Origin of the sequence: Paenibacillus sp. cl6col, assembly GCF_900102125.1 — a bacterium.
In the GTDB taxonomy this organism is placed as follows: Bacteria; Bacillota; Bacilli; order Paenibacillales; family Paenibacillaceae; genus Paenibacillus_B; species Paenibacillus_B suaedae.
In genome coordinates this window covers 373,244-393,399 of sequence record NZ_FNAZ01000006.1, presented here as the reverse complement: position 1 = coordinate 393,399, position 20,156 = coordinate 373,244, and the positions used below count along the sequence as shown (strand labels likewise).

The 20,156-nt window shown below is 45.5% G+C and carries 18 protein-coding genes and 1 riboswitch; of the genes, 8 read left to right on the top strand and 10 right to left on the bottom strand.

Annotated elements, in window-relative coordinates:
• Positions 1-2,022, top strand: a 2,022-nt coding sequence (locus tag BLS15_RS17980; protein WP_175460798.1) for a beta strand repeat-containing protein, incomplete at its 5' end; no start/stop codon positions are given.
• Between the two features lie 166 nt (positions 2,023-2,188).
• Here the strand turns inward: BLS15_RS17980 and BLS15_RS17975 are convergent.
• The gene (locus BLS15_RS17975; RefSeq protein ID WP_175460797.1) at positions 2,189-3,724 is read right to left on the bottom strand and encodes a fused MFS/spermidine synthase; all 1,536 of its coding nucleotides are present in this window, start codon (positions 3,722-3,724) and stop codon (positions 2,189-2,191) included.
• A gap of 242 nt (positions 3,725-3,966) precedes the next feature.
• Here BLS15_RS17975 and BLS15_RS17970 point away from each other — a divergent pair, with 242 nt between their 5' ends.
• From BLS15_RS17970 to BLS15_RS17960, 3 genes are all read left to right on the top strand, one after another.
• On the top strand, positions 3,967-4,452 hold the full coding sequence (locus BLS15_RS17970; protein WP_021252434.1) for a hypothetical protein: 486 nt from the start codon (positions 3,967-3,969) through the stop codon (positions 4,450-4,452).
• A 115-nt stretch (positions 4,453-4,567) separates the two neighbouring features.
• A complete protein-coding gene (locus BLS15_RS17965; protein WP_090513088.1) occupies positions 4,568-5,545 on the top strand; it encodes an NAD(P)H-quinone oxidoreductase in 978 nt (325 codons plus the stop codon).
• A gap of 214 nt (positions 5,546-5,759) precedes the next feature.
• Complete coding sequence (locus BLS15_RS17960; RefSeq protein WP_028532723.1) at positions 5,760-6,743, top strand: hypothetical protein; 984 nt, start codon at positions 5,760-5,762, stop codon at positions 6,741-6,743.
• A 176-nt stretch (positions 6,744-6,919) separates the two neighbouring features.
• Here the strand turns inward: BLS15_RS17960 and BLS15_RS17955 are convergent, their stop codons facing one another.
• The 8 genes from BLS15_RS17955 to BLS15_RS17920 form a co-directional block, all read right to left on the bottom strand.
• Positions 6,920-7,399, bottom strand: a complete 480-nt coding sequence (locus BLS15_RS17955) for a DUF6530 family protein (protein WP_021252431.1) — start codon at positions 7,397-7,399, stop codon at positions 6,920-6,922.
• A gap of 150 nt (positions 7,400-7,549) precedes the next feature.
• Positions 7,550-7,909 carry a GIY-YIG nuclease family protein gene (locus tag BLS15_RS17950; protein ID WP_028532724.1) on the bottom strand — a complete coding sequence of 120 codons (360 nt, stop codon included), beginning with the start codon at positions 7,907-7,909 and terminating at the stop codon, positions 7,550-7,552.
• A gap of 42 nt (positions 7,910-7,951) precedes the next feature.
• Positions 7,952-8,911 (bottom strand): vWA domain-containing protein, encoded by a 960-nt coding sequence (locus BLS15_RS17945; RefSeq protein WP_231515128.1) that lies wholly within the window; start codon positions 8,909-8,911, stop codon positions 7,952-7,954.
• 140 nt (positions 8,912-9,051) lie between these two features.
• Positions 9,052-10,170, bottom strand: coding sequence for an AAA family ATPase (locus BLS15_RS17940; RefSeq protein WP_028532726.1), 1,119 nt, complete (start codon positions 10,168-10,170; stop codon positions 9,052-9,054).
• A gap of 12 nt (positions 10,171-10,182) precedes the next feature.
• On the bottom strand, positions 10,183-11,397 hold the full coding sequence (locus BLS15_RS17935; RefSeq protein ID WP_028532727.1) for an MFS transporter: 1,215 nt from the start codon (positions 11,395-11,397) through the stop codon (positions 10,183-10,185).
• A 2-nt stretch (positions 11,398-11,399) separates the two neighbouring features.
• Complete coding sequence (locus BLS15_RS17930; protein WP_021252428.1) at positions 11,400-11,879, bottom strand: DUF6530 family protein; 480 nt, start codon at positions 11,877-11,879, stop codon at positions 11,400-11,402.
• A gap of 351 nt (positions 11,880-12,230) precedes the next feature.
• Complete coding sequence (locus BLS15_RS17925; protein WP_021252427.1) at positions 12,231-12,785, bottom strand: GNAT family N-acetyltransferase; 555 nt, start codon at positions 12,783-12,785, stop codon at positions 12,231-12,233.
• Between the two features lie 48 nt (positions 12,786-12,833).
• Positions 12,834-13,925, bottom strand: coding sequence for a hypothetical protein (locus tag BLS15_RS17920; RefSeq protein WP_021252426.1), 1,092 nt, complete (start codon positions 13,923-13,925; stop codon positions 12,834-12,836).
• A gap of 210 nt (positions 13,926-14,135) precedes the next feature.
• Here BLS15_RS17920 and BLS15_RS17915 point away from each other — a divergent pair, with 210 nt between their 5' ends.
• Both BLS15_RS17915 and BLS15_RS17910 read left to right on the top strand, forming a co-directional pair.
• Positions 14,136-15,071 (top strand): aldo/keto reductase, encoded by a 936-nt coding sequence (locus BLS15_RS17915; protein ID WP_021252425.1) that lies wholly within the window; start codon positions 14,136-14,138, stop codon positions 15,069-15,071.
• A gap of 150 nt (positions 15,072-15,221) precedes the next feature.
• The gene (locus BLS15_RS17910; RefSeq protein WP_021252424.1) at positions 15,222-15,869 is read left to right on the top strand and encodes a winged helix-turn-helix domain-containing protein; all 648 of its coding nucleotides are present in this window, start codon (positions 15,222-15,224) and stop codon (positions 15,867-15,869) included.
• A 73-nt stretch (positions 15,870-15,942) separates the two neighbouring features.
• On the opposite strand, the gene BLS15_RS17905 is transcribed toward BLS15_RS17910, so the two are convergent.
• Complete coding sequence (locus tag BLS15_RS17905; RefSeq protein ID WP_235074777.1) at positions 15,943-17,292, bottom strand: lytic polysaccharide monooxygenase; 1,350 nt, start codon at positions 17,290-17,292, stop codon at positions 15,943-15,945.
• 358 nt (positions 17,293-17,650) lie between these two features.
• Positions 17,651-17,823: riboswitch (M-box (ykoK) riboswitch) on the top strand.
• Between the two features lie 153 nt (positions 17,824-17,976).
• On the opposite strand from BLS15_RS17905, the gene BLS15_RS17900 reads away from it, so the two are divergent.
• Both BLS15_RS17900 and BLS15_RS17895 read left to right on the top strand, forming a co-directional pair.
• Positions 17,977-18,708, top strand: a complete 732-nt coding sequence (locus tag BLS15_RS17900) for a response regulator transcription factor (protein WP_021252422.1) — start codon at positions 17,977-17,979, stop codon at positions 18,706-18,708.
• Positions 18,708-20,117 carry a sensor histidine kinase gene (locus BLS15_RS17895; RefSeq protein ID WP_036667228.1) on the top strand — a complete coding sequence of 470 codons (1,410 nt, stop codon included), beginning with the start codon at positions 18,708-18,710 and terminating at the stop codon, positions 20,115-20,117. Before BLS15_RS17900 ends, BLS15_RS17895 begins: the two co-directional genes overlap by 1 nt.
• The last annotated feature ends 39 nt before the right edge of the window (positions 20,118-20,156 follow it).

Genomic DNA, 20,156 nt, shown 5'->3' with positions numbered 1-20,156 from the left:
ACGACAGGAGCAACAGGTGCCGTAGGTGAAACCGGAGCAACGGGTAGTGCTGGAGCGACAGGAACAACCGGAGCAGTAGGTGAAACCGGAGCAACGGGAAGTACGGGAGTGACAGGAGTAACAGGTGCCGCAGGTGAAACTGGAGCAACGGGAAGTACTGGAGCGACAGGAGCAACCGGAGCCGTAGGTGAAACTGGAGTGACAGGAAGTACTGGAGCGACAGGAGCGACGGGTGCTGTAGGTGAAACCGGAGTGACAGGAAGTACTGGAGCGACAGGAGCAACAGGTGCCGTAGGTGAAACCGGGGAAACGGGAAGTACTGGTGTGACAGGAGCAACAGGTGCCGCAGGTGAAACAGGAGCAACGGGAAGTACTGGAGCGACAGGAGCCACAGGTGCCGTAGGTGAAACCGGAGCAACCGGAAGTACTGGAACGACAGGAGCTACAGGTGCTGTAGGTGAAACCGGGGCAACTGGAAGTACTGGAGTGACAGGAGCAACGGGAAGTGCTGGAGCGACAGGAAGTACTGGTACGCCGGGAGCAACCGGAGCCGCAGGTGAAACCGGGGCAACGGGAAGTACCGGGGTGACAGGTGCAACAGGTACCGTAGGTGAAACCGGAGCAACGGGAAGTACTGGTACACCGGGAGCAACCGGAGCCGCAGGCGAAACAGGAGCAACAGGTGCCGTAGGTGAAACCGGGGCAACGGGAAGTACAGGATTCCCTGGAGCAACCGGTTCAGCAGGTGCGACGGGAACGCCCGGAATCACAGGTGTCACGGGAGTAACTGGTTCGACTGGAGCGACAGGAACGAGCGGAGTAACAGGCGTCACGGGAGTAACTGGTTCGACTGGAGCGACAGGAACGAGCGGAGTAACAGGCGTCACCGGAGCAACTGGTTCAACTGGTTCAACTGGTGCGACAGGAACGAGCGGAGTAACAGGCATCACCGGAGCAACCGGTTCAGCAGGTGCGACGGGAACGCCCGGAGTAACAGGCATCACCGGAGTAACCGGTTCGACTGGAGCGACGGGAACGAGCGGAGTAACAGGCGTCACCGGAGCAACTGGCTCGACAGGTACGACGGGAACGAGCGGAGTAACAGGTGTAACCGGAGCAACTGGCTCGACCGGTACGACGGGAACGAGCGGAGTAACAGGTGTAACCGGAGCAACTGGTTCAACTGGTGCGACGGGAACGAGCGGATCAACAGGTGTAACCGGAGCAACTGGTTCAACTGGTACGACGGGAAGTACTGGAGTAACAGGTATCATCGGAGCAACCGGCTCGACTGGTACGACGGGAAGTACTGGAGTCACAGGCATCACCGGAGCAACCGGCTCGACTGGTACGACGGGAAGTACTGGAGTCACAGGCGTCACCGGAGCAACTGGTTCGACTGGTGCGACAGGAACGACCGGGGTAACAGGCATCACCGGAACGACAGGAGCAACAGGAAGAACTGGGGCTACTGGTATTACAGGAACCACCGGTACAACCGGAGCAACCGGAGCAACTGGAGCGACGGGGCCATCATCCACAGTTTCCACGAAAGCTATATTATTTGGCGGGGCGAACTCAGGGTTTCAACGAATCTCTGGTTCTCCAGGCGCTGTGTCCAATGAGATACCATATGTTGTGCTCGGCGCAGGTAATGTATCTGGTTTTTCAGGCTCCATCAATGTAAACAATTTATCAGTAGGCTCCTATTTATTTCAGATATGTGCTAACGTAGCTAACAACGCTACCTCACCATCTCCAGGCAACATTATATCAACGATAACGCTTGCAACCACAGCTGTCATAACTGGCTCTATCGTGTTTTCGATCAGTCCAACAGATATTGGTGCACAGCCAGTTTACGTGTATAATCCTACAGTCTCAACGGCACCGGCAACAATCTCATGGACGAGTGTCATCCCTGGAAATACAGTCGTAAGGAATAATGGGGTATCACTTTTTGCTTCTCCCAATATAACTCAAAGTGCAGTATATACGGTTTTCTTCACCACAACTTCATAAAGCCATGCGTATCCCGTCAGGAACATCACGAGAAAGGCAAAGACGAGAGAACTGATCTCCGACTTAGAGAAATTGAATCCTATAGCAGATATGTTGGTGCAACAATAGAAGCCACTGTAATTGAACATTCATTGTTCAGTATAGTGGCTTTATTCGTATACAAGGATTAAGGGCGATCTGGAATTGACCCAAAAATCATCGAATCTGTTAGCATTTCAGTTGGAGCGTGGTTGTCAGTCAATACTTGTGCGTTGGCAAGCAGCTCATCATTCACTTCCTTTAGCCCTTTCTGCCATTGTTCGAGAAGCGGGTGAATGGGACTATTCAGATGTATTTGATTGAGATTATCTGTTCGCAGCGGGCGTATGGATCCGATGATCATGTAGTTGTATTGCCCTGACGACTTCACGATGTACGTGTTGGGAAATACCTGCTTCACTGTCTTCGCCATCGCTAAGAGCAGTGGAGAATCGGGTGTTGTCACGTTCACATTTAAAGCAGTGAACCCATCTGGATTCAGATGCATTCGAAGGGTATCAAAAAATTGCACAGTCGATAAATGAGCAGGAATATAGATTTGCTGCGAGTAGCAGTCGACAACTATGATATCGTATTTCCGATTCGTATTACTAATAAATACACGAGCATCCTGATTCACAATCTGAGCATCTTCAGGCTTCGACCCCATAAATTGATAACTAAGCGCAATAACCTCGGGATCTAGTTCTACACCAGTAACATTCATATTTGGAAATTGTGGCTTCACATACTCAGCCAACAACCGAGGAATCGTACCACCAGCGGAACCCAATACAAGCAGCTGATCCGGCGAGTTGGTCAAATAGGGGAGTACTAAATAATCATTGTAGTAGTCGCCAGTATGCAATCCTGGCTTAGCCCTCTGGATCGATTGAACACCACCGCCCTCGTTGTATACTAAAGAAATATCTCCATTAGAAGCCTCGACGACTCTGACATATTGGTAGAACGTATCCTTGGACCAGAGGACTTTCTCATTTGCGGAAGTAGACACGTTGTCATTGATGAAGAAATAGGAAAGCACAGGAACAAGTAGAAGCAAAACCAACCAACGCTGCTTCGTATGTCGCAGTCCCCAACCGCTAATTACAATCAGAGCAGCAGACCAAATATAAATTGACTCTCTTGCTCCCAACAATGGGATCGTAATCATAGCAGTGCCGAATGTGCCCAATAAACTCCCTAATGTGGAGCACGCATACAGATTGCCAGCTACACGGCCAATGTCCTTCGATTGATCGGATACTAACCGAATTGCAAACGGACTCACCATCGCCAGTAAAAATACAGGGGGAGCAAATACGATTAAAACGGCGAAGAACGAACAGAAAATGATCCAGACGGGTGTATTCATTATGCCATTGGTAAGAAACTGAAATATGAAGCTACCCCATAAGGGCAATAAGGACACAAGGACACCGGACAGTAGTGACAGCATCATTAACAACTTGCCGCTCGGCCAACGATCGGCCCATTTGCCACCAACCCAATATCCGAGAGAGAGTGATAGAAGGATAAGTCCAATAATGTTCGCCCACACAATCATCGAAGTACCGAAGTATGGCGCCAGGAAGCGGGAAGCCGCAATTTCGATCGCCATGACGGAAGCGCCCGTGATGAATACATATAGATATAGAAAACGGATTGAGAAATGGTTATTCAAGTATTCACACCTCAAATTAGCTAATAGGATCAATGCTTCTGAATCAGTGTTCACACAATTGCACCTGTTCATACTGTCATTCCTCAGTTACCATGTGGGAAATATCTGCGATCCCGTCATCTGATCAATAACTTCATTTACATTTATAACTTGTTTCAAAAAAAGAGTAGCTCTATTGAATTCTATAATCTGGTAGTATTTACGTAGATACGAAAACTAGAACGATAGTGGGGGCGGTTGGAATGTCACGATACAAAATGCCAATTATGATTGTTGCCCTGTTGTTGATTTCAGGCGTACTAGGTAATCATGTGTATCAGACACGAATTACGTATTCACTACATGATTTAGTCATGGATTATGTAAATGAAGCCAAGATCGAATCTATTTTTCTGAAGAAGTTTATGTCAGGGGATAACGAAGGCAATAATTATGCTCACATCACTGATAACAAACAAATTGAGCTCATTATGAGTACACTTCAAGATATTCGGGTTCGAAATGACTTCTCGGCATCCAATTTCCCCGAATACCCAGCCTATTTGCTATCTTTCTATGGAGAAAAGGGTGATTTGGTGTCCTATATCATGTCTGAAGGAGGCGAGATTTTACTTCATGGGTATGCAGACTCAAGCAATAAATCTTTTCGGACTATAGATGACGCCCATCAAAAACAGCTCAAGCTTCTAAATCAATGGTTAGAAGAACAAAGTGGCGGGATGTCATGAAAATACCCTAGAAACGAACTCCGATACCATAATCTTGACTTTAAGGGTTGTCTTAAATATGATAGTTTCATAACTATCAAACAACGTGAAGAGATAATAAACAAGGAGGCTCTCAATGAAGGGTGTAATCGTAAACAAACCAGGTGGACCAGACCAGCTGGAGATAACAGAGTTGCCGAGCCCACAGCCGCAAGCAGGAGAGCTGCTAATCGAAATTCATGCTGCTGCAGTGAACCGAACAGATATTGTCATGCGTGAAGGCAAGGCCGGATATGCGACGAACCCTATTCTAGGGGTAGAAGTTGCTGGAACGGTCATCGAAGTCAATGGTGAGAGCACCTATACGGTTGGTGATCGAGTAATGGGTCTAGTAAATGGGGGAGGATATGCCGAATATGCGGTCATGCCAATGGATCGGGCGATCCCGATTCCCGACTCCTTCTCATTTGCTGATGCGGCGGCAATTCCAGAAGTATTCTTAACTGCGTACCAGACGTTATACTGGATTGGCAAGCTACAACAAGGCGAGACTGTGCTTATTCATGCAGGTGCCAGCGGAGTAGGCACAGCGGCGATTCAACTTGCGAAACAGATCAGCAAGGCAACCGTAATTGTAACTGCTGGTTCTGCGGAGAAGCTGGATTTCTGTCGAGAACTGGGTGCTGATGTGCTCATCAATTATAAGGAGCAATCCTTTGACGAAGAGGTGCTTCGGGCTACGAATGGGCAGGGAGCAGATGTAATTCTGGACTTTGTAGGGGCGGATTATTGGGCGAAGAATCTTGCCAGCATTAAGAAGGAAGGTCGTTGGGTACTCATCGGCGTTCTTGGTGGAGTGAAGGTAGAGCAAATGAATTTGTTTGCCTTAATGTCAAAATGTGTTCAGCTGACAGGTACCCTGTTAACGCCGAGAAGTGATGAATACAAGGCGCGGCTTACGCAGGATTTTGCAGCTAATGTTCTGGCCTATTTCGATAACAGCAGCATAAAACCAATTATTGATACCATCTTCCCGCTTGAGAAGGTAAGTGATGCGCACATCCATATGGAAGAGAATCGCAATACAGGGAAAATCATATTGCAAGTGAGATAAATTTCACGTTTACCAAAAAAATAAAAAGTATTAATGAAGACCATGAGCCGCTACTATTATTGTAGCGGTCTTTTTTGGGATGCAGATGGTGTAAGCGATGATCTCGAGATGCCAGCTAGTCAGTCACAAGAATAAAAGGGGGAGTGCAGCTACATCGGATGAAAGTGATATCGTTGTATAAATTTCAAATACGAAGAGAGAAAGGTAGAGAGGCATGAAGAAAAATCAATGGTTGATTCTGCTTGCTTTTTGCATTGGATTGGCAAGTTTTATTCCGTCTGCCGGAGCATCTGAAGCTATAACTCCTCAGCAACGGCTGGCTATTTATTATGGTTGGCCTTCTGTCGTAAACGGTGCGGGTGGAAATGTAACAACTGCAACGAACACCTTTGCTCTGTTTGATATCATCGTGTTTGGAGCAGGGCTTGAAGAAACGACACATGGCGACCATGCGAACACAGTCGCGATTATAAACAATCTAAATGCACTCGGCGGCAAGAAAGTTTTTGGGTACGTGAATTTAGGATGTACTCCGAACCCTGATACAACAGCGATTAAGCAAAAAATCAACAAATGGAGTGGTATGAGCGTATATGGTGTGTTCCTTGACTGCGCAGGATTTGACTACTCTGTAACAAGAACAATCCAGAATGATGTCACTGATTATGCACACGCGAAGGGTCTCAAGGTGTTCATGAACGCCTGGAATCCAGATCAAATTGGAGGAGATCTGAACGAAAATGGAGTTTACCAGCCGACCCATGTCGGAGTTGGTGACTGGTATCTTGCTGAAAGTTGGCTTATATCTTCCAATACGTATTTATCAATCTCTGATTGGTCAGCAAAAGCTGATAAATGTTTGACATATAAAAGAATTAAAGGTATTGAAACGGCCGTTATTGCCACAAATGCGCCGAATAGTGCATTACCAACAGATAATACGACAGATAAATTAAAAATGGCATGGTGGGCCGCGGCCATGTACGGGTTCCCATTCCAATGGAGCGACATCTGGTATTCAGGAGGAAATAATACGCTTAACTATTATGCAAGTCCTGCCAATTACGGCACGTTGTTTACAGGCGATCCAATTCATAATTCAGGCTCTACCAGCAACTATCGCACCACAGACACCGGTACGATTTCTGTGGTAGGCAATGGTTCAAGCGCTGGAACAGGTGCCTTTACACCCAATTAATCTCTTATGATCGCAGACTCTTGACCTGTGGCGAGCTGGAAGTGTGTTTATAGAAAAAGGCGCCTTTTTTAGGCACCTTTTTCTTAACATGTAGACTTCGTATCTGCCGAACAAACAAGCCTCACATCGTTTGTGGCACTGCTGATTCAGCAAATATATGCATCAGATAAACTTCTTTAGTACCCCATATCTTTCAAGATTTTAGATAGCGTACGCAAACGTTCGCCTATCATTTCATCGTCATTGCTCAGCGCTTGGCTGAACAGCTTAATATCCTCATTAATTCGCTCATTGTCCGTACATACCGCCACAGTCATGGCATCTCCTTGTAGGCCAACTCGGTCGATGATAGGCTGCTCGGGATCATAAAGATGCTCATATCGGTAAGCTTCACGAAAATGCTCCAATGAACGACAAATCAGAATAGACAAATCAAGTACACGATGAAGAGGGAGCTCTTCTGACTGTCTGGACCACTTCTCTCCTGTGTATCTCCACACCTTAGCAGAAATATCAATCTTTCCTCTATCGTTCCATTGGGCCAAACCTAACGAGAGGCCTTTGGCATCTGTATCGGGAGCGAGTCGGCCATCAATCTGCTCATAATTTTCTGACACGACAACAGGTTTATGTTTTAACGTAGTAGGTATTTTCATGTTTTGACCCTCTTTTCATTTACTAATTTACTAAATGACTGTTTCATCTTATCTTGAATATCAACGATAGTCAATCTGCCAGGAAATCTGGGTAATATGAGAAAGGGCGGGGAAGCCTCCCCGCCAATTCTTGCAATGAACGCCAACAACTTATTCCTTAGGTGGCTTGTTATATCCTTTGTCTCCATAGGGCTGCAACTTTTCAAGCCATGGCTTTATGATTTGCTTCACTTCCCAGCGGATGTCAGTCACCTTATCGGCTTCCTTCTGCTCCAGCACCTCATAGGTGAAGGCATCAGATCCGAATTCCTTCCAATCTTTCTGCAGCTGAGCATTCGCAAATCTGCCCATGTCCAGCTGCATTTGCAGCGTGAACCATTTATTTTTTAAATTGGGGTAGCTGTCAATGAAGATTTTACCGTTTGTGTTGTTCTTGATCTGGACAACTCCCATGTAAGTCTTGATTTGTTTGTAAGCTTCAATAAGCTCCTTGCGTTTATTCATATCCATGTTGTTTGTCTCCTTTTCAAGTATGAAGAGTGATGTGAATTATTATATATACCGGGCGATAATCCGAACTAATTTAGCGGGCAGCTCATGCAAATTCGTAATATCCAAAAATCTGTCATTCCCGTAGATTGTCTGGATTATGTCCTTATCTTGACCGATAGCAGCTGCAAGGAACCGGACTCCCTTTTGCTCATATTCCTCAATCGTTTGCTGCATGTCATTTATTGCATAATTTCCTGTGTAATCGTCCATTGCTTTGGGCTGTCCGTCACTAATGCTGATGAGCAGCTTGGTTTGTTGAGGTGACACCGCTAACCGTTCCGCCATCATTCGAAGCGCCATTCCATCGCGATTATTACTCCTGGCCTGGATGCTCATAAGCCTGAATCGATCGCTTGGATCTGGCTTCTCAAAGTCAGTGTAAGCAAAGACCGACATTTGCTCCATCCTAGAAACATCAGCCGTATCACCGTAGATGAGTAAAGGTATCTGACAAATCTGACAAAATTCGTAGACTGCTATTACTGCTTGTTTTGCTGCCTCCAATCTGCCAAACGCAGACATTGAAGCGGATTCGTCAATCCTGAGGCCAACCACTAGAGAAGGGGACTCAGATGGAGGGCGTTTTTTGGCAAAATACCGATAATCCCTGTAAGCCACGCTATCTGCCTGAAACTTACTTCCATAGTAACGATTCCTTGTATATTCGGAAGACACCTCGTGTTCCAGAAGTGGGAGTGTTTTTCTGGCAATCTCCCTTACGATTGGCATGAGTCCTCTGCTGAGACGATCGTAATTGTGCTGATCTTCTAGCGTATAGTCTGGTCGGTGAACGATAAGCTTCACCTTTTCATGAATCGTATTAGTCACCATTTCCCTTGCGGCACGATTCAGTTTTTTTCGGAAATCTCGCTCTTTTTTTTTTTCATCCTCAGTCATTGGCGCTGGATTGGCCTGATGATATTGGGGGGAGCCGTCTTCACCCGTATCTGTACTTTTCATATCGCCGTGAGAATCCGCAGATGTTAGTGATGAACGATCCTCACTATCCGCAGATTTTCTAAGTGCTATGCCTTTTTCCTCGGTAAGGCTGTCAGCATCATAATCAAGATCCGAGTCGATATTTCCCCATGTCTTAATTTCTATTGGTTCACCGAATTTTTGTTTTTTTTTACCTGATTCGCAACGTCCTCTAAGCTAGCAAGCACACCATTCTTCTCAAGTGCCTCTTCCAGAATCTTAATTTCTTCGTCATCGGTTGTTATTTTATAGATGACCTTATGATATAGGGATTCTTTGACGGAGGCTCCTCCAGCAACTGCATCTGCCCAGTAGAAAAAGGAACGCATTCCAGCCACGCCTTTGATGGCATTTGCCCGAGCTGTTCGATCCAAAATGATAATAACATCTGCTAACATGCTCAGCACCTTTTCATCCTGATAGCTTGTTTTGGATATCGCGCGTTCTATCATGACCTCTTTGCCGGGCAGATCCATCTTTTCCGAGTGTTGAACCCTGTCGCGCAGTGCTTCATTTAATGGCCTTGCCCCTGCATAACTGCGATTTGTTGTAATGACTGCGATGAAGTCCGAATGCCTGTGTATGATCTCGGTAGGGAGGTTCATGCTTCCATCCAGCTCCAGAGCAGAGTTTAACGCCATCAATACCGCCGCATCTCGAATCACGTTTGGTTCTTGAATTTCCAGAAGATATCCTTTTTGATACGCTCTAACGATTTCAGATGGGTAAAATCGGTACTCAACCGCTTCGCCCTCGGTGTATTCTGCTGCACGATTTAGCATCTGCTTCATTTGTAAGGCGGCCTGTTCCTGTGTAATCTGTAGCGCATTCATAAGCACTTCAGTAATGTGATGCAAACTATCGCTATCATAGATTGCTTGCCAAATGCGTTGCTCCTCAGGCTCCAGCTTCTCAAATTGCTCAGAAGGAATGACGGGCAATATAGCGCCGATAATATCTGATTTATCCATATCGGCAAAGCAGGTTATTTTCGTATACGGCAATCTGAAATTCGCAGACAATGCTTTGGCAAGTTGAGTTTTACCGGAACCGGCATCGCCTTCTAACAGAATATTAGCAATTTTCATTTCCCCGCGATTCCAATTGCGTTTTACTTCTTTACATATTCGCTGTTCTTCTTCGCTGACCTGATGGGAGGAAGGCTTTTTCCAAATCAGCCTGTTCTCTTCATCCGTCAGTTGTCTTGCAGGGGACAAGACATAGTTTTCATGTACATTCATTTCATGATTCTCCTATCTATCATGATGCAGATTTTCGTTTATCGTTTGTTTTTTTTCAATCAGGAGTGGGGAGAGCAAAAGGGTTCCCACAATAATCAAAACACCGCTCAACAGATATACAGTGAGAAGTGAAAACATTTCCTTCAAATAACCGGATAAAAACATGCCCATGACCATCATGCCCATAAAAACTGGCGTGATCACACCGGATACTCGGCCCATAAATGCACTTTCCGTATTGCGTACAATAAGCGTCTGAATGCCGCCATGAATACAAGGGTAAAACAAGCCGCTAATCACTAAGAGAACAACAGTCAGCCAAATCAGACTAGACGCACCAATACCCATCGTACAAACGGCGGCGACAAGCAAGCCGATCATAAGCAGCAACTGTGGCTTTACTTTTTTGGCGATCCCCATAATGGCAATTCCGCCTACGAACATGGCTGCTCCGTTGGCCATCACAAACCACTGCAAATCTTGTTTGTTCAATCCCAATTTCTCGATGACAAGGAAGATTTGAAGCGGTTGAGTCAGACCTGACGCTATTCCGACAGCTGCGAAGGTCATGCAAAGTGTGCGTAACGATTGATTCGCCCCAATATAGCGCAGCCCGGCCGTAAGCTCCTTGAAGAAGCTGCGAGCATCGGTCGATTTCGGTTCTTCCTTATCGCGAGGGAGTGTGTACAATATGAACGAAGCTCCCAGGAAGAAAACACCCGTCAAAATTAGAGATACGTTAATTCCAAATTGAATAAATAAAAACGTGCCGATGATAGGTCCCAATACCGTGAAGATGGCAACAAGCGTTTGAAACATCGCCATCACGCCTTGCAGTTGTTCACCTGGCACATGCCGCTTGAATAGTTTCATGGCCGAAGGCTGGGAAAACTGGGACAGACTGGCCGAAATAAATGATCCGATGAGGAGGGCAATCCATCCGTTATTCAAAACGGCAATCAACACAGCTACAACGGACAAGGCAGACAGCAGATCACTCCATACCATCGTTCGCTTCGGCTTCCATCGGTCGGCAAAGGTTCCGCCAATGAGTCCGAATAGGAAAATCGGAGCAAATTCCGCGACTGAAATCAGCGATACATAAATCGGATTATTGTTCGTTAATTCGGTAACATACAGCAGAACCGCATAATTCCGGATCCAAATTCCGAGTTGCAGCAGCACCCGGGAGAGAATCACGGTTCGAACATATCGATTGGACAACATCGTCAATACCCAATATCCTTTAAGATTTTTGATAAATTGCGAAGGCGCTCGCTGATCATTTCATCATTGTCACTCAGCGCTTGACTGAACAGCTTAATGTCCTCATTGATTAGCTCATTTTCCGTATCAATTGCCACGGTCATGGCGTCTCCTTGCAGGCCAATCCGGTCGATGACAGGTTCCTGCGCGTCATATAAATGCTCATACCGGTATGCTTCATGAAAATGAGCTACAGAGAGGCAAATCAAAATGGACAAGTCAAGCACACGATGAAGGGGAAGTTCCTCCGAATTCTGCGACCATTTCTCTCCCGTATGTCTCCATACCTTGGCGGAAATATCGACCTTGCCGCTGTCATTCCACTGAGCCAATCCCAGGGAAAGACCTTTCACATCAGTGCTTCTGGCGAAGGGGCCATCAACTTGCTCATAATTATTCGACACGACAACAGGCTTGTGTTTTAACGTAGTAGGTATTTTCATTTTCTCCCTCTTTTCAATTTTGTATTTACTAAATTACTAATTTACTAAATTACTGCTTCAGTTTATATTTGATCTCATCAGGAGTCAATCTTTTTTGAAGCCCGTTTTTTAAATCCCTGGTTAAAACTGTCTGGTTAGAACGAAAAAGAGGGGGGATGATCGTTATGATTATCGTGTTAAGTGAGTATCGATGGAGAATAGGGGAGAAAACGTATGTATGGCATATCAACTGTGAACGGAGAAATTCTAGATGTGTGAAACTGAAAAAACAAAAGAGCTGTTAAGCAAGTAGATTACTACCGCCCGACAGCTCGTTGTTAAGAACGTCTGAGTTATGTATTTGTCAATACCTTATCTCATGTATAATGCCTCAAATTCCTCTTTGGTCATACCGAAATACACCTCGTCGTGGTACTTCCCATTGGTGTAAATCATGCTGCGCAGTCTGCCTTCCTGGATGAAACCAAGCTTGCGATGCAGGTTCATAGAAGCTTCGTTGAAGGAATAAATGCAAACGGTTGCTTTTTGATATCTCAGCTCGAAGAAATAATGCTTCAAAACGGTTAGGATCATATCACTGGCGTAGCCCTTGCCCCGATAAGCAGGGAATACAGATATTGCGTAATCGAAGGTTCCATTTTTGAAGTCAGTGCCATCAATCTCAATGGTACCGACGACGTCTCCCTTATTGGCATCCTCGGCGATCCAGTAGAAATCATGGCTATTTTCCGAAGCTCCCTGCGAGATTTCTTCGATCCATTCTTCCAATTGCGCTTGTGTCCGTGGAAATGCAATCGAGTCCATATTTTGCAGTATGCTGTCATCCAAACTGTCGAAAATGATGATATCCTCTGCAACAGGTGCACGAAACCGAATACGCTTGCCTTTCCAATATGAAATCTCCATTCATAAATTACCTCATTTCGATTAGATGGAATAGAATAAGTAGGTATATTATCTTCTTGTTTTTCGGTTTATCTTCTTTTTCTCCTTTACTAATTTCATTTTATAGAAACGCATATCTTTCTTTTTTTGGAGCACTTCACTGCATGCGTATGCCTTTTTTAATAGGTTTAAGTAACAAGCGTTCGTGCGGCTGATCATCCACTTCCCATTTTCATAGCAGAGGAGCGCAGTAGTCATTTTCTGCTCTTTGTTCAAGCCAAGACAGATATCAAACCAGGCTTCACACATCGATCTACCCAGTCCGGTTTCCTGCCAACTATCAAATTGGGATAGGAGTTGTTCCCATAGCTGCGCGGTCTCATAAGCCTCAGCATAATCGTTATTCATCACGCGCAGTTCAGTAATATCAAGGAGTGCAGAAGCCTTATCTCTTGGGTCATTAATAGAATCTAGTTCCTTTTGTTTATAATAGATGGCCTTCTCATAATTTCCGATTTCTTTGGCACGATAATATAAGGTTGTGGTGCTAGCTTCAGTGTCCTGTTCAAGAATGGCAAACAGTCGTGCTGCCTCTTCAGCATCCTTAAAATCGATTGCCCGAGACAACAGACTATCTGTAGATTCTTTATCGATGCTGTCTGGGAACCATAGGGCCATTCTTTGCATAAATGATTCGATATCTTGCTCTGTATAGAGGGATCTCAAATTATCCTTGCGTTCGTAAAGGTAGCTGTTCGATTCCGTAAGACCAACTTCCTCTATGTATGTACACGTTTGTTCCACTCCAGCTGAGAAGATAAATTCGTCAAAATATCCACAATACGTATCGAAATTTGCGGATTTAGCTTTCTCAAATATCCATACATTTTCAAGCTTGCGGAATTTGGCCAGCAAATAAGAGAGGAGCAGCAGGGAATCCCCGTATCCTTGGAACGAATCATGGGTACGACTCTCCACTTCATTCTCCATCAAATATCGAATGAAATCATAATCCTCCTCTCTCCAATCATACTGAAGCGCAATCGCTGCCGCATATCGTTTCCAATAGTTTGCGTCAGAATCCTCATATTCGAACTCTTTCCATAGCGCCTTGGAATTTTTGAATGCCTCAATATTTCGCATAATTTCTTTGGTCTCCAACAAGCAACCCTCCATTATCATTCTGATTGTAAACGATGAATGATATCTATATCACTCTGAGTTCCACTTCTATATCTATCCTATATCTTAACAAAAATTAAGGCGAAGCTTAACGTCTGAATCAGGACAGATGTTGCTGAGATTGATAACGTTATAGGCAGCTTATCTGTAATCGTAATAAAGAAGTAGTTCAGAAAAGGAGAGATTCGTATGAAATACACGACATTAAAGAAAACTTCCATCCAAATATCGGAGATTGGATTCGGAACAAATGCAGTAGGTGGGCATAACAATTACACCAATGTAAATGAAGATATTGGGAAACAAACGGTTCGAGAAGCCATTGAGCAGGGAATTACGTTACTGGATACAGCAGATGCCTATGGGTTCGGGCGTTCGGAACAATTAATTGGGGAAGTTGTACAAGATTGCCGGAACAATCTCATACTAGCAACCAAGGGGGGAATCGAGAAGCTCGAAGACGGCAGCATACGTTTCAATAATCATCCCCACTATCTAAGACGTGCTGTAGAAGCAAGCATGAAACGGCTTCAGACGGATTATATCGATATATATTATATTCACTTTATCGATGAGCTCATTCCGCTAAGTGAATCAATCGGCGAACTTACTCGTCTGAAAGAGGAGGGAAAGATCCGTGCAATCGGTATTTCCAATGCGAGGGTTGATCAAGTGAAAGAAGCGAATGCAACGAATGCAATCAGTGTATTGCAAAGCCCATACCATATGCTCGATCGTTCTGCAGAACAGGAACTACTTCCGTACTGTCTTGAGCACGATATTTCGTTTATTCCTTATGGGCCTCTTGCGTTCGGAATATTGGGTGGGAAATACAAACCTGATATGACACTGGATGATGGGGATTGGCGAAAGGACTTAGAACTGTTCCAGCCCGATGTGTTCACGCAGCATCTTGCCCGCGTAGAAAAATTGAAGGCAATCGCAAGTGAACAGCAGCTTGCGCTGCCGAATCTCGCACTTGCTTGGCTGCTGCAGCAGCCAGGCGTGGATGCGGTCATTCCTGGCGGGAAGCGAGTAGAACAGATTCATGACAATGCAGCGGCGAGCGGCATTCAGCTTCCTGCGTCAACATGGAATCAAATCAAACTCGTTCTCGAAGGATAACGGATTATATATAGGAACAAGCCCTGCCAATCATGTTGGAGGGCTTGTATTTGTATATTGGATTCACAATTTACATTGCTTCTCTCCCTATATACAATAGAACCGGACGCTTCTATGCGAACAAGGCAATGACGAAGAGAGGGAAGCGATATGGAATTATCCGTGTATACGAACAACCAATTTTTCTTTACATATGTCAGACATCTATTCGACGACAGAATGAAGCTGACTCATATTAAGGACTGCCACCAATTCCGTGAAGCAATTGCCCAGGCAACCACCCGCAGCATATTCTTATTAGATTCGAATCAAATCGAGGATGACACTTGCTTCACCCGCATGATGACAGAGACTAAGGTGCCTATCATGATCGTGAATCCAGATGAGAAGGACACCTTGAAGAAGATCATGATGTGGGAACAATCCATATCTGGAATGCTGGGTGTAGACATCGTGGAGGAGCCGATCACGGGGAGTCAAGCGAAAGAGATTGATGGAGCAGTTATGCTGGGTGATAAGCACACTCTATTTCACATCGGAAATCACTCCATACAGAAGCAGGGAGAAGAACAGGTCTTATCGACTCTGGAATTCAAGCTGCTCTATCATTTGGTACATCAAGACGAACAACCAATATCAGCGCAGGAGCTTGCGGATCAGTTGGATACCTCCGAGGGTGTACTCTACATTTACATCAAGAAAGTTCGCGAAAAAATTGAAGCAGACCCAAGTCATCCGACCATTCTGCAGCATCTTAGAGGCAGAGGATATGTACTTCACCAATCCAGAGAAGCATGAAGAATGGTATACGATAACAGGCCCCTGACGAATCAGGGGCTCCTGTCTACGCTACCTTAAAATAGATAGCAAATTACGATTTCAACAGCCAGAGAGCTGGAACATTTGGCGGCTCCCATCCCACAAGAGACGTATGAGCAACAAGCGCCGCATAGGTTTTACCGTTATAAGTTACGAGCGCGCCAGCCGCATAGGAGGTATTGGCTGCCCACGGTGTGGCCGTTGGGGCAGGCGCTGTTGTGACGCTTACAGCATTGCTGCTCGGCGACACATTGCCGGCGGCATCATAAGCAATGACCGTGAATGTGTAAGCGGTATTCGCCGTAAGCTCGGTCACCGTATGCGTCACCCCATTTGTGGTAGCCACCAAGGTCGATCCGCTATAAACACGGTATCCAGCCACGCCCACATTGTCCGTTGATGCTGTCCAAGACAGCTTCACACTCGTAGCAGTAATATTCGAAGCGGTTAATTGGGATGGGGCAGTTGGCGGCTCCGTATCCGGCTGCGGTGCTGACGTCTTGAAGGATACGGCGTTACTGTTAGTGGATTCATTGCCTGCGGCATCGACGGCCCGCACCGTATACGTATAGGTTGTATTCGGCGTTAGTCCCGTTAGCGCGTATGCTAAAGTGCTTCCATTCGTTGATCCAACGAGTGTGGAATCTTTATAAATGTTATACCCCGTTACGCCTACGTTGTCGGTGGAAGCATTCCAAGATAATTTGGCGGTATACGCCGTAACGTTCGATACGGCAAGATTCGATGGTGCCGTAGGCGGGGTCGGATCGACAGGGGAACCGCCGCCAAAGTCCACATCGATGACATTATAGAACGCGTTTGCGGTGTCTGCAATTTCCCACACGGCAAGGATTACTTGGTATCCCGTCCGGCTTGGAACCTTGCACGTGTCGGAGTAAGAATGCGGAGGCTGCTTGCCTTTATAATCCACGTTGCAGAACGGAGTCAAGTCGAAGGAGGCGCGGCTAAGCGGCGCATTCGGATTCCAATCCTGCTTCGTAATATAATATTTCCAGCTAGTTGTAGCGTGGTTAGCTTCAATCGTCCAATGGAACGTAGTCGTTCCCGGGGTAATGTTCACCTTGCTCCAGCGCGTTGCCGATTGTTGATCAAGCTCTGGAAATGCACCGTTAGCACTGGCGATTTTGCCATCAGCCGGCCCTGCGGCTGGAAACCCCTTATATGCTTCCAAGCTTTGCGGTTCATAAATGATAAATCCGCAGTTCTTGTTCACCTTCTTCGCGCACAGATCAGCTCGGCTGCTGGGAGAGTCAATGTAACCGTGCGCCAATACAGTCCCCGAGAACAAGAGCGTGACAACGAACATCGCGAGCATGATTCCACCTGTAACCAACCATTTGCGCATTCCTGCGTTCCACGTACACGTTGCTGTCAAAATCATATTCCTCCTTCAAATGAGCATAATTTTACAACTAATGCTAATTCGTGTTGTTGTAGATTAGTGAAGTTACACCTTCTTTCCTGGCATTGGATATTTCCAGTGCAAAAAATTAGTTAAAAACTCATGATGAGTCTATACCGGATGAAAAAGGGACCCATCGTCAGAACACAGAAAAATGTATACGCTTTAACTATGAGGATGATGAGAAGAAAATTTTTTAAATGTGATCGAAACTCCCTTCGAATCAAGTGCAGCCTCATTCTTTGGCTGTTCTAAATCGAGATCCATCCAATATGGAAGCTTGTCCGATCGCTTCATTGACAGTTTCGGACATTGAAGGTAAGATGCAGGAAGATGAATATGTCCTCGTTAGGTGAGGCTCCTATACGAATACAGGCCACTGCCCGGAAACATCGAGAGATGCCAATGGGTAGAACAGGGATTGCCGGATTAAGGCTTTTCATAATGTGGCTAAGAAGCGGCAAGCTTCTTTACGTTGTATAGTGCCAAAACTGTACCAGGGGGAATGAAGCTTATTTGAATTATGCTCAGCTGCAGCAACTATTCTCAATACTAGCTCTCCCATTTGGTAGGGAGGGCTTTTTGCTATGTTTGGCACCATACTATCGCGTAAGAGCAATCAACAATTACGTCCGTATCGTTACCTAAGGAGGATAAGCTGAGATGAACAAATTGGAAAACACAATGGAAGTAAAGGGAGCCATCCGCAATCACGTGCTCGTGGTAGAGGATGACCATCATATACGGCGTTTTATTTCGATTAATTTGGAGCGGAACGGCTTTCAAGTGAGTGAAGCTGCGATGGGCAGTGAGGCAATGATGCAATTTACAACGAATCGACCAGATGCTGTCATTCTCGATATAATGCTGCCTGATATGGAAGGCTTCGAGATATGCCGGCAAATCAGAGATGTGGATTCCGAAGTGGTCATCATCTTCCTGACAGCGAAGGGACAGGATTTCGACAAAATTAAAGGGTTAGAGCTCGGTGCAGATGATTATATCGTGAAGCCGTTCAACCCGCTGGAACTTGTCGCAAGAATCAACACGGTATTGCGGCGCTCAAATCAGTCCTCACTTGTTTCCAGTAGAATAATTGAGTCAGGGCCAATTACCTTAGATAAGGATGCGAATAAAGTATGTAAGCACGGGATGAGGATCGAGATGACTCCGAAGGAGTATGGCATGATTAAGGCATTTCTTGAACATCCCGACAAGGCATTATCGCGCGATGAATTATTGAATTTAGCTTGGGGAGAGGATTTTGTCGGTGACCCGAAGACCGTCGATGTGCACGTTCGCAAGCTGCGGGAGAAGATTGAGGACGATAGCTCGAATCCAAGACGAATTGAGACGGTATGGGGGATGGGCTACCGCTGGAAGAGAGGCGAATAATGATAGGTATCCAGCAGAGATTAGTAGGCAGCTATTTAGCTGTTATATTAACAACGGTATGCATCTTAGAAGTCATCTTGATTACGTCAGTGAACTATTATTATCACTACAATGTAGAACGAGCGCTCATCAATCAGGCGGAGGTCTCAGCCGCCTTTTTCCAGCAATATTTTGCTGAGGAAGAAGTAACGGAACAATCGGAGAAGCTCGTACGAGCTTTCTCCCAACATACTTCTGCACAGGTGCAGATCATGGATGCTGCTGGACACATCATTCAAGATTCATATGGTACGAATGCAGGCAAAGAGATCATTCATTACACCGATGTACAGCAAGCTGCTGATGGAGAGGTAGGCACTTGGCGCGGTTTTGTCGATGACACCAATGAGCATATTGTTTCGGTATCCTATCCGCTCCAATCCGAAGGCAAGACTGTTGGAATTGTCCGCTTTATTAGCTCACTGACCGGTACAATCGATGCTGTCCGCTATATTTCCATCTTGTTCATATTGGCTGGAGTACTTGTTGTTGCCATTGTAGCTATACTTAGTATTTTTCTATCTCGAACCATTACGGGGCCTATCCGCGAATTAAAAAAAGCAGCGGAAGTCATGGCAGATGGCAATTTCTCAATCCGCGCGAAAAAGATGTACCGGGATGAATTAGGCACACTAGCAGACACGATGAATGCAATGGCTTCCCGAATTAGCCGCAATGAGCAGCTTAAGAATGAATTTATCTCCTCTGTCTCGCACGAGATTCGAACCCCGTTAACGAATATTAAGGGATGGGCTGTCACGTTGAAAGCAGGTGGAACACGTGAAGATGAGTTAGTAACGGAAGGACTGGATATTATTGAATCCGAGACCGATCGCCTATCCCTATTGGTAGATGAATTATTGGATTTCTCTAAGCTGGATGCCGGCAGGCTGGAATTAGCATTCAGCCTTGTTGATGTACCACGTCTAGTTCAACAGATCGGTATATTGCTCTCACCGAGAGCTGACCGCTTAGGAATTAAGCTTCATATTCAATCAGATCCTATGCTCCCTATAATCTCTGCTGACGAGAACCGTCTGAGACAAGTACTCATTAACCTATTAGATAACGCGTTTAAATTTACGAACGAACAGGGAGAGATTGATTTGAATGCGCGTGCCTCTGAACATGAAGTCGTGATTTGTGTCAGAGATACAGGCTCCGGTATTCAAGAGCATGAACTGGGCATGGTCATGAAGAAATTTTACAAAGGGAAGAATAGTCCGACGGGTAGTGGTCTGGGATTGTCTATTAGTGAAGAGATTATTCGTCTACATCAAGGCAGAATTGAGATGAAGAGTGAGCAGGGCATTGGTACCGAAGTTCGAATCTATCTTCCTATTCATCACGAGATTGGCAGAGAAATTTAACGATTTCATAACCCTTTCATAGAATTGAAAATATACACT